Source organism: Bartonella sp. AA126HLJHH (assembly GCF_042197425.1).
Taxonomy (GTDB): Bacteria; Pseudomonadota; Alphaproteobacteria; order Rhizobiales; family Rhizobiaceae; genus Bartonella.
This window is the reverse complement of record NZ_JBHIRU010000001.1, coordinates 204,676-220,639: the sequence shown is the minus strand read 5'-3', so window position 1 is coordinate 220,639 and position 15,964 is coordinate 204,676. Positions and strand designations below refer to the sequence as shown.

Here is a 15,964-nt window from a genome sequence, read left to right as displayed (position 1 = left end):
AATTATGCGTGAAATTATTTTTGATACAGAAACAACAGGTTTAGATAAAGAGAAAGATCGCATAATCGAAATTGGTTGTGTAGAAATGGTTGATCGTTATCTCACAGGACGCCAATTTCATGTTTATTTAAACCCTGAAGGCGTTATTATTCCTGATGAAGTTGTAGCAATTCACGGATTAACCAATGAACGCTTGAAAAACGAGAAAAGTTTTAGTGATATTGTTGATGAATTTTTGGAATTTATCAAAGACGCGACAATGATTGCGCATAATGCGAGTTTTGATATTGGTTTTATTAATGCAGAATTAAAACGCGTCAACAAACCGCTTATCAGTGTTGATAATATTCTTGATACATTGGCTATGGCGCGGCGTAAATTTCCTATGGGTCCTAATTCTCTTGATATTTTATGCAAACGTTTTGGAATTGATAACAGCCATCGTGTTCTTCATGGTGCTTTGCTTGATGCAGAGATTCTAGCCGATGTTTATATTGAGCTCATCGGTGGAAAGCAAGGTGTATTGGGTTTTGATAACAGAAGGGGTATTGATGAACATATCCAGAACGATAAAGATACATCTTATGCCGTTAAAATTCGCCCACAGGCTTTACTTTCAAGATTGAGTACGCAAGAAAAAAAGTTACACGCTGATTTTATCTACAAAATGGGTGAAAAAGCTCTGTGGAAAAATTTCAAAATTCATGAATAACATCATTTTTTATCTAAAAGAGTCACGATTGAAATTAAAAAATATCGATGTCAAAAAAACGGTCGTTGTGGGGAGGGGAACACCACAACGACCCTGTCGCTACATCGTACCTCAGCTATCATAGGAGGAGCAAAATGAAAGCTATTAATCCTGTAACAGCAAAGAAAAGCTCTAGGTACTTAATATAAAGTGCAACGACTTCACATCTTATGAAGAGAAAAAATGGCTTTTTAGAGGCAAAGTGAAAAAATATATAAGGGTAATTTGTTTTTTTAGCTGAAATGGAGAAAAAATTGTCATGAAAGCAACAGATCGTCTTTTTTTGGTTGACGGATCAGGCTATATTTTTCGTGCTTATTATGCTTTGCCGCCTTTAAAACGTAAAAAGGATGGACTTCCTGTAGGAGCAGTAGCTGGTTTTTGCAATATGTTATGGAAATTACTTTGTGATGCTCGTAATACAGCTACGGGTGTTGTTCCAACACATTTTGCTGTTATTTTTGATTATTCATCTGATACTTTTCGGAAACAAATTTATCCTGAATATAAAGCGAATCGCGTTGAACCTCCTGAAGATCTAATTCCTCAATTCGCGCTAATACGCCAAGCAACGAAGGCTTTTAATTTGCCTTGTATTGAAAAGGAAGGCTTTGAAGCGGATGATTTAATTGCTACCTATGCAAAGTTGGCAACAAAGGTTGGGGCAAAAACAACCATTATTTCTTCTGATAAGGATCTTATGCAACTCGTAAATACGCATGTATCTTTGTATGATGGAATGAAAGATAAGCATATAGGTATCTCAGAAGTTATAGAAAAATGGGGTGTTGCGCCTGAAAAAATGATTGATTTACAAGCATTAATTGGAGATTCAACGGATAATGTACCGGGTATTCCAGGCATTGGTCCAAAAACTGCAGCTCAGTTGTTAAATGAATTTGGTTCTCTTGATCTTTTATTGCAAAACGTAACAGAAATTAAACAAACAAAACGACGTGAAAACATTCAAGCTTATAGAGAACAAGTTAAAATATCTCGTGAACTTGTCAGGCTTAAAACAGATGTTCCTATAGATAATGATTTAGATGATTTTATTTTGGAGCCACAAGATGGTCCACGTTTAATTGCTTTTTTGAAAGCAATGGAGTTTTCAACATTAACGCGTCGCGTGGCAGAGGCAACAACATGCGATGCAGCTGTTATTGACGCACTTGATATAGATGTTGAATGGGAAAAACTAAGCCCCAGGAATGATTCTGATATCAGGCATGATTCTGATATCAAGAATACTGAGCGCGCATCCCTTCATAATTTTTCTGAAAATTCTCCACAAGTTTTTGCACAAGAACGTAAAGATCAAGCGCTGACTCAAAAAATTACAAGAGATGCTTATACAACAATTCTTGATGAGGAAATTTTAAAAGACTGGTTATCACAAGCACAAGAGCGGGGTTTTTTCGCTTTTGATACTAAAACAACATCTCTTGATCCGATGCAAGCAAAGCTTGTTGGTTTTTCACTCGCATTACAGCCGGAAAAAGCAGCTTATATACCTCTTGAACATTTTGATGAAGGAGAAGAGGACCTTTTGAGGGGCGGGCGCATTGCTTCACAGATTGGGGCTCGAAAAGCTTTAGCACTTTTAAAACCGATATTAGAAGATTCAGCGGTGTTAAAAATTGGTCATAATATAAAATATGATTGGTTGGTGATGAAGCAATACGACATTATGATAAGCTCTTTTGACGACACCATGCTTTTATCATATGCTTTTGATGCTGGAATGTTAACCCATAATATGGATGATTTGTCTGAACGTTGGCTTAAGCATAAACCAATTGCCTATAAAGATTTAACGCATAACGGGAAAAAAATTACTTCTTTTGCACAAGTAGATTTAAAACAAGCAACCCTTTATGCGGCGGAAGATGCTGATATAAAGCTACGTCTTTGGCAAGTATTGAAACCACAACTTGTTGCTCGTGGAATGACAAAAATTTATGAGCGTCTTGATCGACCTCTTGTAGAAGTTCTTGCAAGAATGGAAGAACGGGGGATTCTTATTGATAGGCAGATTTTATTGCGTCTTTCAGGAGAGTTGGCACAAGCTGCTTTGATTCTAGAAGAGGAAATTTACAAACAAGCTGATGAAAAGTTTAATCTTGCTTCGCCAAAGCAATTAGGGGATATCCTTTTTGGCAAAATGGGATTGCCTGGAGGCGCTAAAACAAAGGGTGGACAATGGTCAACTTCTGCACAGACCTTAGAAGAGTTGGCTGCTGAAGGTCATATTTTACCGCGTAAAATTATTGAGTGGCGTCAATTTTCAAAGCTAAAATCTACCTATACAGATGCCTTGCCTTCTTATATTTTTTCAAAAACAGGGCGAGTTCACACGAATTATTCTTTGGCAATAACATCAACAGGTCGGTTATCATCATCAGAGCCAAATTTGCAAAATATTCCAGTGCGAACTGCTGAAGGACGTAAAATTCGAACAGCTTTTATTGCTCCCAAAGGACATGTGTTACTTTCTGCTGATTATAGTCAGATTGAGTTGCGCATTCTTGCACATATTGCGGATATAAAAGCATTAAAAGAAGCTTTTGCTAAAGGGCATGATATTCACGCTATAACGGCATCACAAATGTTTGGTGTTGCGATAGAAGGAATGCATTCAGATATACGACGGCGTGCAAAAGCGATTAATTTTGGTATTATTTATGGTATTTCAGCTTTTGGATTAGCCAATCAGTTGGGAATTTCACGCCAAGAAGCGGGTCGTTATATTCAACTGTATTTTGAAAGATTTCCAGGAATTAAAGATTATATGGAGAAGACCAAAATCTTTGCACGTGAAAATGGTTATGTAGAAACAATTTTTGGACGTCGTATCCATTATCCAGAAATAAAAGCAAAGAATGTAAAAATTCGTTCTCTTAATGAGCGGGCAGCTATCAATGCTCCAATTCAAGGTTCTGCAGCCGATATTATTCGCCGCGCTATGATACATATGGAAGATGCTTTAAAAGCAGAAAAACTATCAGCAAAAATGTTGCTGCAAGTTCATGATGAACTGATTTTTGAAGTACCAGAAGAAGAAAGTAAAAAAACCATGACTGTTGTTAAAAATGTTATGGAAAATGCTACAATACCGGTTCTATCTTTATCTGTCCCGCTTGAAGTAAAAGTTATGACGGCTCAAAATTGGGATGAGGCACATTAATTTTTTTATTTATTTTTAAGAATATTGATTGCGTTGGAAAGATTAAGATAGGCTTTGATAGGCAAATGATCTGAAGCAATGCGTGCAAGTGGTGAATAATGATTTTCAATACTTGTTACCAATTGGTGGGGAAAAGAAAAAACTCTATCAAGGGCTAACAAAGGAAAACGAGAGGGAAAGCTTGGTACAACTTCAAAAGTGCTATCAAAATAGGGAAAAAAATGATTTAAAGATGAGCCTTTTCCCATTCGCCATTCATTAAAATCTCCTATGAGGAGTGTAGGCATAAGGGGGCGTTTTTGGAAAATTTCAAGGAGCATTTTTGTTTGTTGTTTACGAGAGTAACGTAATAAGCCAAAATGAGCCGCAATAATACGAATAGGTCCTGCTGCCATTTCCAACTCTACAATTACAGCCCCACGTGGTTCAATACTAGGAAGAGTGACTTGTAAAGTATCACGTACATATCCCTTTCGCAAAAAAAGAGCATTCCCATGCCAACCATGGCCATGAGGTGACATAGTATTAAGAGGTACAGGAATCAAACCGGTTTCAGCTTTTAATAGCTGAAGATTAATCAAACCGATGCGTTCCCCAAAACGTTTATCTGCTTCTTGAAGAGCAAGGATATCAACTTGTAATTCAGTAATAACACGGACAATTCTTGTAGGATTAAAAACTTTATCAACACCTACACATTTATGCACATTATAGGAAGCAACGGTCAGATCATAATTACTATTTTGATTGACGATGTTTGATTGATGATGAGAGCGGCTGTGAATTGTATTTAAAAAGGAGCTATGGAGTTTTTGTTGGATAAAACCGGTAAACCAAGGGAATTTTTGCTTATAAGGGATTTTTGTCATTTTGCGAAAAGAATAGTTTCTAAGAAGCAGAAGGTAAAGATTTACACTAAAAACAAAAGAACCTTGTTTCTTTTAGAAACAAGGTTCTTTAATTAAGTAATGATTTTTGCAATCAATCACGATTTGAGCCAAGAAACTGTAGCAAGAAGACAAACATATTGATGAAATCAAGATAAAGATTCAGCGCGCCCATAATAACTTTACGTCCTCTGGTATCGCTTTCATCTCCTTCATAATACATCAACTTAATGCTCTGGGTATCGTAGGCTGTTAAACCAGCAAAGATAAAAACACCAATCACAGAGATAGCAAACTGCAAAGCGCTTGATCCAAGAAAAATGTTCACAATCATGGAAAGCAACAAGCCGATCAATCCAATGAATAAGAATGAACCGATTGCTGTGAGATCACGCTTTGTTGTGTATCCATAAAGTGAAAGAGCTCCAAAAGTTGCGGCGGAAATGACAAAGGTTTGCACAACACTTTCTGTCGTATAGCGCAAAACGATTGAAGACAGTGAAAGACCAACCAGAGCAGCATAACCAAAAAAGAGACTACGAGCAGCATTTGTGCTCAATGTATTAATTTTAAAACTGAGAAATAAGACTGCTATGAGTGGTGCAAACATAACAATATAAGAGAATGGCGATGTATAAAATGTTACTCCAAATGGTGTTAGATAAACACTGCTATTGATTTGAGCTGCTGCTTGGCTCATATCTGTTGTCGTTGCTAATGATACAATTGCATAAGCGGCAGCAGCTGTAATAAGCAAACCAATGGCCATTGCATTGTAGACACCCAACATATAGTCGCGTAATCCCTGATCAATTGATGCATCGGCATGAGAAGCAGGTGCCGAACGTAAATCTTTAAAATTAGCCATAATATAAAATCCTTTAGCATATGTTCTGTCAGATATAGGGCTTTAAAGGTGTCTCTGTCATTACACAGATAAGCTTGGTATAAGCCTTAATTGGGCAAATACAAAAACCCTTAAGAATCACTGACAGAATTCCAGCATATATGCTCTTATTATGGAGATTTATTTAAAAATTACAAGAGATTTATATGAAGAAGGAACCTTACAAATTGGTAAGGAAATAGTTCATTTTAATAAAAAATATTTCCATTTTTTGCCATATTTTTGCAAGATAAAAAGACTACACTTAAAAACTTTTCTATTTTCACAAAAACTATGTAATACAATCCCTTATAAAATATTCACTATTTTTGCGTTTATGAGAAGAGCGGCAAGTATCATCACACTATTTTCAACCTCTAATATTGCATCTGTTTTGCACGGTTATAAGAGCTATTGAATTGGATTTTTATATAATATATCGATGTATAATGATAAATTGTCTTTTTGAATGCTAAATGATACTCCGAATATCGCAAGATTCTCTGGTTGAAAATCTGTTCATATTAAATCAATCAAGATTATTGACTTGCTTGTGTCTTGCAAGAGACATGGTTTTAATGGATTCAACATGAACAGATTCCAAATAAAAGAGATTTAGGATAGTAAGGGCTTTTATTCAATATGAAAAACGGTAATTTATATTTATAATCAATATGTTGCTTTAACAAGACACTATTGAAAATAGTTGAAAAAATGTTTTTTATTAAACAATATATAAAATAAAAAAGGAGAGTTTTTAAACGAAGCACTTAAGAAAGGCTCTGTAAAATCGATATCTGTAAAAACTAAAAAACATACGAAAAGCAATTGTTCTAATCAAATAAACAGAACTTCAAATGCTGTGAAATGTCTCCTCAAAAATTGTGATGTAGGACACATGGATAAAAAATATTGATTCTATTTGAGTTCATTTCTTTTGCACTAACTAAGTGTAGAAATGTAAAGTTGAAAAGAAAGTAAGATCTTATAGTCCCATGAAGAGAAACTCGTGAAATGACGAGCAACAAGAATTGATTAAGAGAAATCAATGCGTAATCAGACTTGTGATGGTCAATAATCTCTGTTTTCTAAGGTACTGAACATATCAATGAGAAGATGTACTATTGGAATGACGCCTTGCTTTCATCCAAGTACGCAATTCTTCAATAAGGATGGCAATAACACCGAGAGTGATAAAACTATCTGCAAGGTTGAAAATAGCAAAATAAAAAATATCATCAATATGAAAAAGTATATAATCAGTGACATGATGAAAGCGAATACGATCAATGAGATTGCCGATGGCTCCCCCAATAATAAGAATAAGGCCAAAGCGCATTAAAGACTTATTATATTCAGTATTTTTCCATAACCATAGAAGAAAGATAATCACAATGATCGTGATGGCGATGATTCCCCACTGAGAAAAGGAAGAAAAAAACGAAAATGCAATGCCAGAATTGCGCACATGATAAAGGGAAAGAAAAGGAATAAGCGAAATTTCTGTTCCTAAAGGCATATTGTGCATAACCCAGTATTTGACAGCTTGATCAAGTACTACTGTAAAAGCCAAGCCCAAGAGAAGAAAAGGGAGTGATTTACGAATCATGTTTTTCCTCACATGGTTCCAGTATTAAATAGGGGCGACGGATTTCATAAAGCATAACAGCTGTTGCTACAGCTAGATTAAGCGAGTCTGCTCGTCCGCTTTGTGGAATACGCGTAAGTTTATCACACCGATTTGTAAGAAGATCTGATAATCCCTGTTTTTCATTCCCCATTAAAAGGATAATAGGGCCATTTTTGAAGTCAAGTGTGCGATAATCCAGAGAACCTTTGAGGTGTGTTCCAACAATCATACCTTTAAAGTGAGAAGACCAGTTTAAAAAGCCGTTTTCATCAAAACGATAAAGTGGTACAGAAAAAATAGATCCCATGGTTGCACGGACTGTTTCAGGCGAGAAAGGGTCTGTTGTCTCGCCAATTAAAATAACACCTTTAGCACCTACAGCATCAGCGGTTCGAATAATGGTACCAAGGTTTCCAGGATCACGTACACGATCAAGCGCGATGTAAACATCTTTAATCTGCCCTTTTATCATTTCAAAAGAGTGCCATTTTTGCTTGAAAATACCAATAACTGTTTGTGGATTATCGCGTCGGGTAAGTGATTCCATAACCTTTTGTGAGGCTTTAATAACAAAACCACCGTTGGCTACAGCACGTGCGGCAGTATTTTCGATAGTAGCATTACCGATTTCACTTTTAGAAAAAATAAGCGTCTGTATTGTCCAGCCAAGATTGAGAGCATCAATGACCAATTTCAATCCTTCTGCCATGAAAAGACCTTCTCTATTACGGTTTTTCTTTTGGCTAAGTGCTTTAAGATTTTTTATGATGGGGTTGCTAAGAGAGGTAATTTCTTTCACTCTACCAGTTTTGGGTCTACACATATTCAAGCAATCCAACGGCTAAAAAGAGAAGTAGAAAGAGCACGTCCTGCAACTTCTTCACGCAAAATAAGTTCTCCTGATTCGACCGTACCACCAAGATTTACAAATGCATCACGCATTAAAGCATGAAGTGCAAAGAAGGAAGCACGAATAGAATAAGCTGTAAGGACAACAGAGAGCGGTTTATCAGAGAGAAGTTTACGACAATTTGTGATCATGGCGGGTAAATGATCAAACAGTTGCCAAATTTCACCATGGGGTCCACGCCCATAAGCAGGGGGATCAAGAAGAATCATATCATAGCTTTTCTTACGACGCAGTTCACGCTCGACAAATTTCATAGCATCATCGCAAATCCAGCGAATAGAATGATCTGGTAATCCTGCTCTTTCTTGATTAGCTTTTGCCCACGCAATGGCTTTTTTAGAAGCATCAACATGGGTAACATTCGCACCCGCTCGTGCTCCAATCAAAGAGGCAATACCTGTATAGCCAAAAAGATTCAACAATTTTATAGGGCGTTCGGCTTTAACAATTTGTTCTTCCATAGAGCGCCAATGGGCATCTTGTTCAGGAAAAACCCCCACATGACGAAAGGAAGTAAAACGGCCTAGAAAAGACAATCCATTCCAAGCAAGAGCCCATGTTTCATCAAGTGGCTTTTTAGGAAAATGCCAACGCCCAACCCCTTCTTCATCAAGGTTTCCTGTGAAAATAGCATCAACATCAGCCCATTGTTTTTGTGGTAAAGCGGGTTTCCATAGTGCTTGACCTTCTGGTCGAATAATGCGGTAAGCTCCATAACGTTCTAATTTTTGTCCATGACCAGAATCAATGAGAGCATAGTTTTCGCTTATACCCGTTTCTAAAATAAGGGGCAGCTTTTCTTGCGGATATCTATTGTTATGGGAGAATTGAAAGCATTGTGCGGGCATGTTTTGTATCACGGTATATGAGGTATAAAAATATATTATAAAGCTCTTAAATGTTTCGTAAAAGTGCAAAAAAGCTAAAGTCAATTAAAACATGTATAAAAAAGAAAAAGAGCACTTTTAACTCTGTACTGAATATAGAATACAGAGAGAAAAGATTTCATTTAAATACCATTACACCAGATTTGTGATAGATGTTTTCAATTTTTCAATCTCGGCTTTACTTTTTTTGAGAGCTTTTTTGTATTTGTGATAGGAAAACCAACTGATCAGATTTCCTAATAAAATACCAAAACCAAAGAAAATAAAGAGCCATATAAAGAGGGGAGCATGATAAGTAAAACTTTCAGGATTTGCTCGAAAAGGATCAAGGGTTAACGGAACCATTTGACGATTAGCCACGATAAAAACAATCAAAACCGCTGCGAGAATCACACCGATACTTGTTAGAAGAATACGTTTAATTATCATAAGTTTCTCACTGATTAAGACGGTCGCGTAAATCCTTGCCAGTTTTAAAAAAAGGAATCCACTTTTCTTCAACAGAAACGGCTTCACCTGTTCGTGGGTTACGTCCATTACGGGCTGAACGGCTTTTTACAGAAAAAGCTCCAAATCCACGAAGTTCAACGCGATTGCCATTTGCAAGTGCTGTTGCAATTTCCTCAAAAATAGCGTTTACAATATTCTCCACATCCCGTTGAAAAAGATGCGGGTTATGACGAGCGATAATTTGTACAAGCTCTGATTTTACCACAATAGCCTCACTTTCACACAAAAAAATTTTGTAATTGTGCACTCCATGCATATTACAATATATAAACAGATAAAAGCAAAATAAAATCAAGAAAAAACAAATTGCAAGAAACAAAATTTGAAAATACCTTCTATAAAGGGTATACAGATTAAAAATGCGGAGGATTTAAGAGATCAGGAGAGTATGTCCGTACACAATCATTATAAAGCCTTTTCAACGCAATCATCTTTTGGAGATGTTTTAAAAAAAGCATCCCGTCATTCGCGTCGCATTAGCATATTAAAAATTTTTTTACCTCTCTTAGCGTTGATTTCAGCGCTGGTTTTTTGCTGGTTTACGTTTTTCTTGGTTCCCGTTACTTCTGATTCTATGCCTTTGAATAATGGAGAAAGTGGCGTGATGAATTTGACGATGCTCAATCCAAAATTAGAAGGGTATACGCGTGCTCATGAACCTTATTGGCTTAAAGCAGAAAAGGCATTTCAAGATCATACCCACGCTGGAATGATTGGGTTGCAAAACATTACAGCTAGAGCATTTATGGGCCAACAACGACAGGTTTTTCTCGTCGCACAAGGGGGGGTTTACGATAACATTAATGGTTTTTTACAGTTGGATAAGCCATTCACGATTACGACGAATGATGGGATGATGGTACAATTTATGTCAGCTAGTATTAACTTATCCGAGGGACAGTTAAAAACAGATCAACGTGTTAATATTCAGCAAGCCGGTTTGAATCTTGCCGCAAACGCCTTACAAATTCGAGAAAAAGGAAAAAACATATATTTCCATGGTGGTGTGCATTTAGTGCTTCAAAAGCAATAACGCAATATCAATACAAATCTTTAAAGGATATTTATAAAGAGAAGTATGTGTATATACAAACAGAAGAATTGAAATAATGAAATCGTACAAAAGATGGATAGGTGTGATGTTAGCTTTTAGCATGGGAATGTTAGGAGAAGGAGCAGTTTTAGGATATGCTGAAGTGGCTCATTTTGGAATAAGTCTATCAAGCGACAAAGAACCGGTAGAACTTCATGCAGATTCTTTGGAAATACGTGATAAAGAAGGGATAGCGCTTTTTAAGGGTGATGTTTCAGTGGTACAAGGTGAACGTCTTTTAAAAACGGCAAAATTAGTTGTTTACTACGATAAAGCATATAAAGAAATTGATAAAAACAAGGAAGATACAAAGGCATCATCTGTTTCTTTATTTGGTTCGTCGAGTATACAAAAAATGGAAGCTTTAGGAAAAGTTTATATAAAAATTGCTACGCAAGTTGCTACGGGTGATAAAGGCGTTTTTGATGGAAAGTCAAAAATGATGAGTTTGACAGGGAATCATGTTGTGTTAACTGATGGTGATAATGTGGCAACGGGGTGCAAACTAACGGCAAATATGGAAAGCGGAAAGGCTTTTTTAGAAGGTTGTGAGACGCCTAAGAAAAAAGGTCGTGTTTCTATTATTTTAAAACAAAATCAAAAGAATGGCCATTAAGATTTCATGTTTGGAATCAAAAGAAAAAAACAGACTGATAGGTATAATCTTGAAAGTGAAGCTTCAAAAAATCCCTTAAAAGGGACCTTGATTGCCAGTAATTTGATTAAAGTTTATCGAGGAAGACGAACTGTTAATGGTGTTTCTTTTGGCATTCGTACAGGAGAAGCCGTTGGCATTTTAGGGCCCAATGGGGCAGGTAAAACAACTTGTTTTTATATGGTGACAGGGCTTATAAAATCTGATGGAGGATCCATTAAAATTGATGGATTTGATATTACGCATCTTCCGATGTATCGACGTGCGCGTTTAGGTATTGGATATCTTCCACAGGAAGCGTCTATTTTTCGTGGTCTTTCAGTAGAAAATAACATTAAAGCTGTTTTAGAGGTCGTTGAAAAAGATCGCCTTAAACAACGTGAAGAGTTAGATAGCCTTTTACATGAATTTAAAATTGATCATTTACGTAAAATGTCTGCACTTTCGTTATCTGGAGGTGAACGTCGGAGACTTGAAATTGCGCGCGCTTTAGCTTCTCGTCCCCATTTTATGTTACTTGATGAACCATTTGCAGGAATTGATCCTATCGCTATTTTCGATATTCAACAACTTATTCGTCATTTAACGAGGCGTGGCATTGGTGTTTTAATAACGGATCATAATGTGCGTGAGACATTAGGGCTTGTCGATCGCGCTTATATTATTCATACAGGGCGGGTGTTAGTTCACGGTTGTCCTAACGATATTATCAACAACGTTGATGTACGCAGAATTTATTTGGGAAATCAGTTTTCTCTTTGATTTTACAGCTTTCACGAGTTTCCATTTAAGTTTAACCAAACATTATTACTGAAAATTTCCTTATTTATGCCAAAACTTCTTTTATGACTATAACCTTAATGTTGTTATTGAGTGGTGAAAAAGGCTTCATCATTAGAGGTTAGTTTGTTGTTTTATAAGTTTAGCTTACTCATAATTGTATCATAGAAAAGATATCACTAGATTAACGTGATAATGAGTGATAAACGAAGCTCTCAATAAATGCGTGTGTTATTGAAAGGTAAGAGATATTTATCATATTTTTCTCTGTCGAATCAAAAAATATATCGATGATGCTGTTTTAGGTATTTTGATGGGAGCACCGGTTTATATATTGCGGTTATTCAATAGGAGTTGTCGTATTTTATTGGTTTATATCGCCTATTTGAAAATAGGAGCTTGGCTACAGATATCAGGCTAAATCTATAAATCTTTTAAAATAATCATTAAATTTCTAAAAATCTTTATATTCTTGTTATAAGTCGATGTTCAAGCTATACAGTAATTTTCAAAGTAAAGGTCCATTTTGCTCAGTATGCTTTTCATCTTAATTTAAGGGCTCATTTTTAAAGAAAGAAAAACTTTGATGGCGGATTATACATCAAACTCTTATGACAAGTTTAATAAATTTATGAATAATGGCCTTTTCTAGAGTCGTAAGGAAATTAACTTTATGAACAACTTCATTTCTTTGGTTTCTCATGCCGTTAATGATGATCCGAATACTATTTATTATTGTTTTAGAAGTGATATGAGATGTATTGAGCCATCACCTATTATAAATTGAAAAGTAAAAACACATGCGATGTTGCTAAAAGTGAAAGAACATTAAGTATCTATAGCGTTTATAGGTTTATTGATGAGCATTTTAGCGTGTAAGAGGAAAATTAAAGTATGAATTTGAGTGAGTTAATAGCACCGGAAGCGATCATTCCGGCTCTTAAGGCTAATTCGAAAAAACAGGTTCTGCAAATTTTAGCCGAAAAAGCTTCTAAGCTAACAGGTCTTAGTGAGCATGTGATTTTTGATGTTGTTTTACAACGCGAGAAGCTTGGTTCAACGGGTTTGGGTGGAGGTATTGCGATTCCTCATGGAAAATTACCTGATATTAATCGGATCATTGGTATATTTGCACGTCTTGAAAGTCCTGTTGATTTTGAAGCTCTTGACGATGAACCTATAGATCTCGTTTTTCTCCTTTTAGCACCTGAAAATGCTGGTGCAGATCACTTAAAAGCTTTATCACAGATCGCACGTGTTTTGCGTCACACTGATGTTGTACAAAAGTTGCGCAGTACGCATAATGCCAATGCGCTTTATGCTTTATTGATTCAAACTTCAGAATCAAATGCAGCTTAAAAGTTATTATGAGCGTATAAATTGCGAGGTATGCACTACAGAGCGTAGGAAATAATATAATTTGCATCTTAAGACTAATAACAAAAGGTTATGTCATGAGATTTAAGAAAATTACTTCTAATTGAACCTTCTTTTTAAAGAGCAACCAACAAAAACGAAGGGCTTTTCCTTTCTTGTTCTCGTATATTAAAGCATCTAATTATTATGTTCGTGGATTCTTTTATCCTATTATACTGTAAAAACACTATCATTTGAGATATGGTGAGATAAATTCTGTAAGTCTTCTTAATATATTAAGTGCTTTTAGAGTGCGTGGTAAATATTTTTAAACAGGACTTGTCTGTAGAGCCTTTAGTTAAGTGAATCACATGAGTGGGAAGAAAAGAGGAGATCGCTCGACAAGAATCCAAACTTTTTCAGTCCAGATTGGATTAAGAATCTTCGTCCTTTGAAAGCGGGAAAGAAATCAACAGAAAAGTTTATTTGTGCATTGAATTTTTTTGTAAGTTGAGTTTGAGTGTTTAGGGATAATATTTTAATGCTCAAGAAGAAATAAGAGATATATTGTATCTTCAGTATAGCAAGATATTGATTTTAAATATAATTCACTATTTCGCATGTTAGATGAGAGATCCGAATATTGTAAAATTCTCTCATTCCAAACTTGTTTATGTTGAATCAATCAAAACCATTTCCTTGCACGTTGTAAACGAAATTAGCGTGTGGATAAAAACTGTACAAGAAAGGGGTAAAAATGCTTCCTATGAATCGTCTCAAGTATCGAGAGTTGTAGCAAAACATTGGGAGCTGGAAAATAGTGTTATGGTGCCAGCTTTCTTCTTCACAAGTGGAGAGATCAACTATTTTATAGATATGATTTAGATGTCTGCTGTTGTATAGAGCTCATGCTAAAGAACAATTTTGTACGGTAAGAATGAAAATTATACCTTTAGGTTAGGTGAAAGAGTTTTTATGCATAGGAAGATTTATTTAAGTGTCTTTAATTGATTAAAATATTGTTTAAAAAACGGTAATGTTAGAACTGCTATAGAAAAAAGTTTTATATTTCTTTTTATAAATTACTTAGAAATAAGATAAGGAGACTTTCCCAAAGAATTCTTAAGAAGTTTTTTATAACAGAAAGAAAAATATCGTCTAATACATTAAAATAATACGATTAAGCTATTATAAGCTACTAAAATCATTTTAGAAATTAATAATTGGAGATGAAATATATAGGGAAATAAGATAAAAAGAAACAAAATTGTATGTGATTATTGAGATAGAATCTAAACTCTTTATGTTTTATTATTAATATCTTGATAATATTTTATTATTTTTACAAGGTCTTTTGAAGATTGAGAAAAAGTGTTATCGGGACGATATTGAATACGAAATATGAATGCACTATAATGAGTAAAAGATGGAGTATTTTGCGAACATAAATGTATTGAATGCATAAAGTCGAGAAGTGATATTCGTAAGGCGATTAAGCTTTTTTGCGGGGAGTCTGGGGTGTATTTTCAAAATTTTGCATCAGATTGCTTGTGATATAAAGAGTATGGTTTATTTCTTAACAGAGTGATGGTATATTTTCATCTCGTTTTGAAGTTTTATAGCTTAAAGAAATCGTTTTTTATACAAAAATGAAATAAGTAGCGTAAAATGAAGATATTATTTTTTAATGTGGTTATTGAATAAGAAGTTTATGTTTTGGTAACGATTAAAAGGTCACAATGAAACGTAGAAATCTATTTTGATTAGTGTGAAAATATTTCGCTTATTGAAGGAATTAGGACAATAACACATGAATATCGAGGAGTTTTTGTTGAATTTTTCCAATGAAGAAAATCTTGTTAGAGACTAAAGAAGTGAGCTAAATGAAGATGTTTGAAAAGACTGTTATTGCTGCATCTGTAATGGTTCTTGTTACAGCGGGAGTGGCATATGCACAAACGCCAAGCCGTTTAAATCAATTTGAAGCGTGGGGAGCCTATTCTTATAAATCGCCCAAAAATACGATTTGCTATGTGTTGTCGGTACCTTTGAAGGCTCTTCCAACGACAGTTAATCATGGTGATAATTTTTTCTTGGTTACCAAGCGTTCTCATTCACCTATTTCGTTTGAACCGCAGTTTATGGCTGGTTATACCCTTCAAGAAGGGTCGAGAGTGACAGTGACCATTGGAGGTAAGGACTTTGATTTTTTCACGAAAGATTCCTCAGCTTGGCTGGCGTCATCAGAGCTAGAAAAGCAGCTTGTTTCTGCTATGCGTGCTGGAAGCAATATGACAGTGCAAGCGATATCAAAACGAGGAACGCATACCACTTATACTTATTCCTTAAAAGGGGTCACTGCTGCATTAAATGCAGCTCAAAAGTGCCATTAAGGTTTCGATAACTCTAAAATAGTGATGTGAATTGGAAAG

At 35.4% G+C, this 15,964-nt stretch carries 14 protein-coding genes; 7 read left to right on the top strand and 7 right to left on the bottom strand.

Going from position 1 to position 15,964, the window contains the following annotated elements; translation table 11 throughout:
- Positions 1 to 4 precede the first annotated feature (4 nt).
- Together dnaQ and polA are read left to right on the top strand one after the other, a co-directional pair.
- Positions 5 to 712 (top strand): DNA polymerase III subunit epsilon, encoded by a 708-nt coding sequence (gene dnaQ / locus ACFIQC_RS00735; RefSeq protein ID WP_375706604.1) that lies wholly within the window; start codon positions 5 to 7, stop codon positions 710 to 712.
- A 298-nt stretch (positions 713 to 1,010) separates the two neighbouring features.
- Complete coding sequence (gene polA / locus ACFIQC_RS00730; protein ID WP_375706603.1) at positions 1,011 to 3,938, top strand: DNA polymerase I; 2,928 nt, start codon at positions 1,011 to 1,013, stop codon at positions 3,936 to 3,938.
- A 5-nt stretch (positions 3,939 to 3,943) separates the two neighbouring features.
- Here polA and ACFIQC_RS00725 read toward each other — a convergent pair whose 3' ends face one another.
- The 7 genes from ACFIQC_RS00725 to ihfB form a co-directional block, all read right to left on the bottom strand.
- Positions 3,944 to 4,807, bottom strand: a complete 864-nt coding sequence (locus ACFIQC_RS00725; RefSeq protein ID WP_375620887.1) for an endonuclease/exonuclease/phosphatase family protein — start codon at positions 4,805 to 4,807, stop codon at positions 3,944 to 3,946.
- Positions 4,808 to 4,919: 112 nt separating this feature from the next.
- Positions 4,920 to 5,693 carry a Bax inhibitor-1/YccA family protein gene (locus tag ACFIQC_RS00720; RefSeq protein ID WP_375611347.1) on the bottom strand — a complete coding sequence of 258 codons (774 nt, stop codon included), beginning with the start codon at positions 5,691 to 5,693 and terminating at the stop codon, positions 4,920 to 4,922.
- A gap of 1,123 nt (positions 5,694 to 6,816) precedes the next feature.
- Positions 6,817 to 7,320, bottom strand: a complete 504-nt coding sequence (lspA, locus tag ACFIQC_RS00715) for a signal peptidase II (RefSeq protein ID WP_375611348.1) — start codon at positions 7,318 to 7,320, stop codon at positions 6,817 to 6,819.
- Positions 7,310 to 8,164, bottom strand: coding sequence for a TrmH family RNA methyltransferase (locus tag ACFIQC_RS00710; protein WP_375611349.1), 855 nt, complete (start codon positions 8,162 to 8,164; stop codon positions 7,310 to 7,312). The genes lspA and ACFIQC_RS00710 overlap by 11 nt, the downstream gene beginning before the upstream one ends.
- Positions 8,165 to 8,166: 2 nt before the next feature.
- Positions 8,167 to 9,099, bottom strand: coding sequence for a class I SAM-dependent methyltransferase (locus tag ACFIQC_RS00705; protein WP_375620886.1), 933 nt, complete (start codon positions 9,097 to 9,099; stop codon positions 8,167 to 8,169).
- 171 nt (positions 9,100 to 9,270) lie between these two features.
- On the bottom strand, positions 9,271 to 9,567 hold the full coding sequence (locus ACFIQC_RS00700) for a lipopolysaccharide assembly protein LapA domain-containing protein (protein ID WP_273790185.1): 297 nt from the start codon (positions 9,565 to 9,567) through the stop codon (positions 9,271 to 9,273).
- 7 nt (positions 9,568 to 9,574) lie between these two features.
- Positions 9,575 to 9,853 carry an integration host factor subunit beta gene (gene ihfB / locus ACFIQC_RS00695; protein WP_273790186.1) on the bottom strand — a complete coding sequence of 93 codons (279 nt, stop codon included), beginning with the start codon at positions 9,851 to 9,853 and terminating at the stop codon, positions 9,575 to 9,577.
- A gap of 183 nt (positions 9,854 to 10,036) precedes the next feature.
- Here ihfB and lptC point away from each other — a divergent pair, with 183 nt between their 5' ends.
- From lptC to ACFIQC_RS00670, 5 genes are all read left to right on the top strand, one after another.
- Positions 10,037 to 10,681 carry an LPS export ABC transporter periplasmic protein LptC gene (gene lptC / locus ACFIQC_RS00690; RefSeq protein ID WP_375611351.1) on the top strand — a complete coding sequence of 215 codons (645 nt, stop codon included), beginning with the start codon at positions 10,037 to 10,039 and terminating at the stop codon, positions 10,679 to 10,681.
- Positions 10,682 to 10,757: 76 nt separating this feature from the next.
- The gene (locus ACFIQC_RS00685; RefSeq protein WP_375639809.1) at positions 10,758 to 11,357 is read left to right on the top strand and encodes an LptA/OstA family protein; all 600 of its coding nucleotides are present in this window, start codon (positions 10,758 to 10,760) and stop codon (positions 11,355 to 11,357) included.
- A 6-nt stretch (positions 11,358 to 11,363) separates the two neighbouring features.
- On the top strand, positions 11,364 to 12,158 hold the full coding sequence (gene lptB / locus ACFIQC_RS00680; RefSeq protein ID WP_012754448.1) for an LPS export ABC transporter ATP-binding protein: 795 nt from the start codon (positions 11,364 to 11,366) through the stop codon (positions 12,156 to 12,158).
- Positions 12,159 to 13,070: 912 nt separating this feature from the next.
- Positions 13,071 to 13,535, top strand: a complete 465-nt coding sequence (gene ptsN / locus ACFIQC_RS00675; RefSeq protein ID WP_375611353.1) for a PTS IIA-like nitrogen regulatory protein PtsN — start codon at positions 13,071 to 13,073, stop codon at positions 13,533 to 13,535.
- A gap of 1,886 nt (positions 13,536 to 15,421) precedes the next feature.
- Complete coding sequence (locus tag ACFIQC_RS00670) at positions 15,422 to 15,925, top strand: invasion associated locus B family protein (protein ID WP_375611465.1); 504 nt, start codon at positions 15,422 to 15,424, stop codon at positions 15,923 to 15,925.
- Positions 15,926 to 15,964: the final 39 nt, after the last annotated feature.

Bases quoted from the DNA above. Each gene is read 5' to 3' on its own strand.
- dnaQ (WP_375706604.1), top strand. From the start codon at position 5: ATGCGTGAAATTATTTTTGATACAGAAACAACAGGTTTAGATAAAGAG.
- polA (WP_375706603.1), top strand. From the start codon at position 1,011: ATGAAAGCAACAGATCGTCTTTTTTTGGTTGACGGATCAGGCTATATT.
- ACFIQC_RS00725 (WP_375620887.1), bottom strand. From the start codon at position 4,807: ATGACAAAAATCCCTTATAAGCAAAAATTCCCTTGGTTTACCGGTTTT.
- ACFIQC_RS00720 (WP_375611347.1), bottom strand. From the start codon at position 5,693: ATGGCTAATTTTAAAGATTTACGTTCGGCACCTGCTTCTCATGCCGAT.
- lspA (WP_375611348.1), bottom strand. From the start codon at position 7,320: ATGATTCGTAAATCACTCCCTTTTCTTCTCTTGGGCTTGGCTTTTACA.
- ACFIQC_RS00710 (WP_375611349.1), bottom strand. From the start codon at position 8,164: ATGTGTAGACCCAAAACTGGTAGAGTGAAAGAAATTACCTCTCTTAGC.
- ACFIQC_RS00705 (WP_375620886.1), bottom strand. From the start codon at position 9,099: ATGCCCGCACAATGCTTTCAATTCTCCCATAACAATAGATATCCGCAA.
- ACFIQC_RS00700 (WP_273790185.1), bottom strand. From the start codon at position 9,567: ATGATAATTAAACGTATTCTTCTAACAAGTATCGGTGTGATTCTCGCA.
- lptC (WP_375611351.1), top strand. From the start codon at position 10,037: ATGTCCGTACACAATCATTATAAAGCCTTTTCAACGCAATCATCTTTT.
- ACFIQC_RS00685 (WP_375639809.1), top strand. From the start codon at position 10,758: ATGAAATCGTACAAAAGATGGATAGGTGTGATGTTAGCTTTTAGCATG.
- lptB (WP_012754448.1), top strand. From the start codon at position 11,364: ATGTTTGGAATCAAAAGAAAAAAACAGACTGATAGGTATAATCTTGAA.
- ptsN (WP_375611353.1), top strand. From the start codon at position 13,071: ATGAATTTGAGTGAGTTAATAGCACCGGAAGCGATCATTCCGGCTCTT.
- ACFIQC_RS00670 (WP_375611465.1), top strand. From the start codon at position 15,422: ATGTTTGAAAAGACTGTTATTGCTGCATCTGTAATGGTTCTTGTTACA.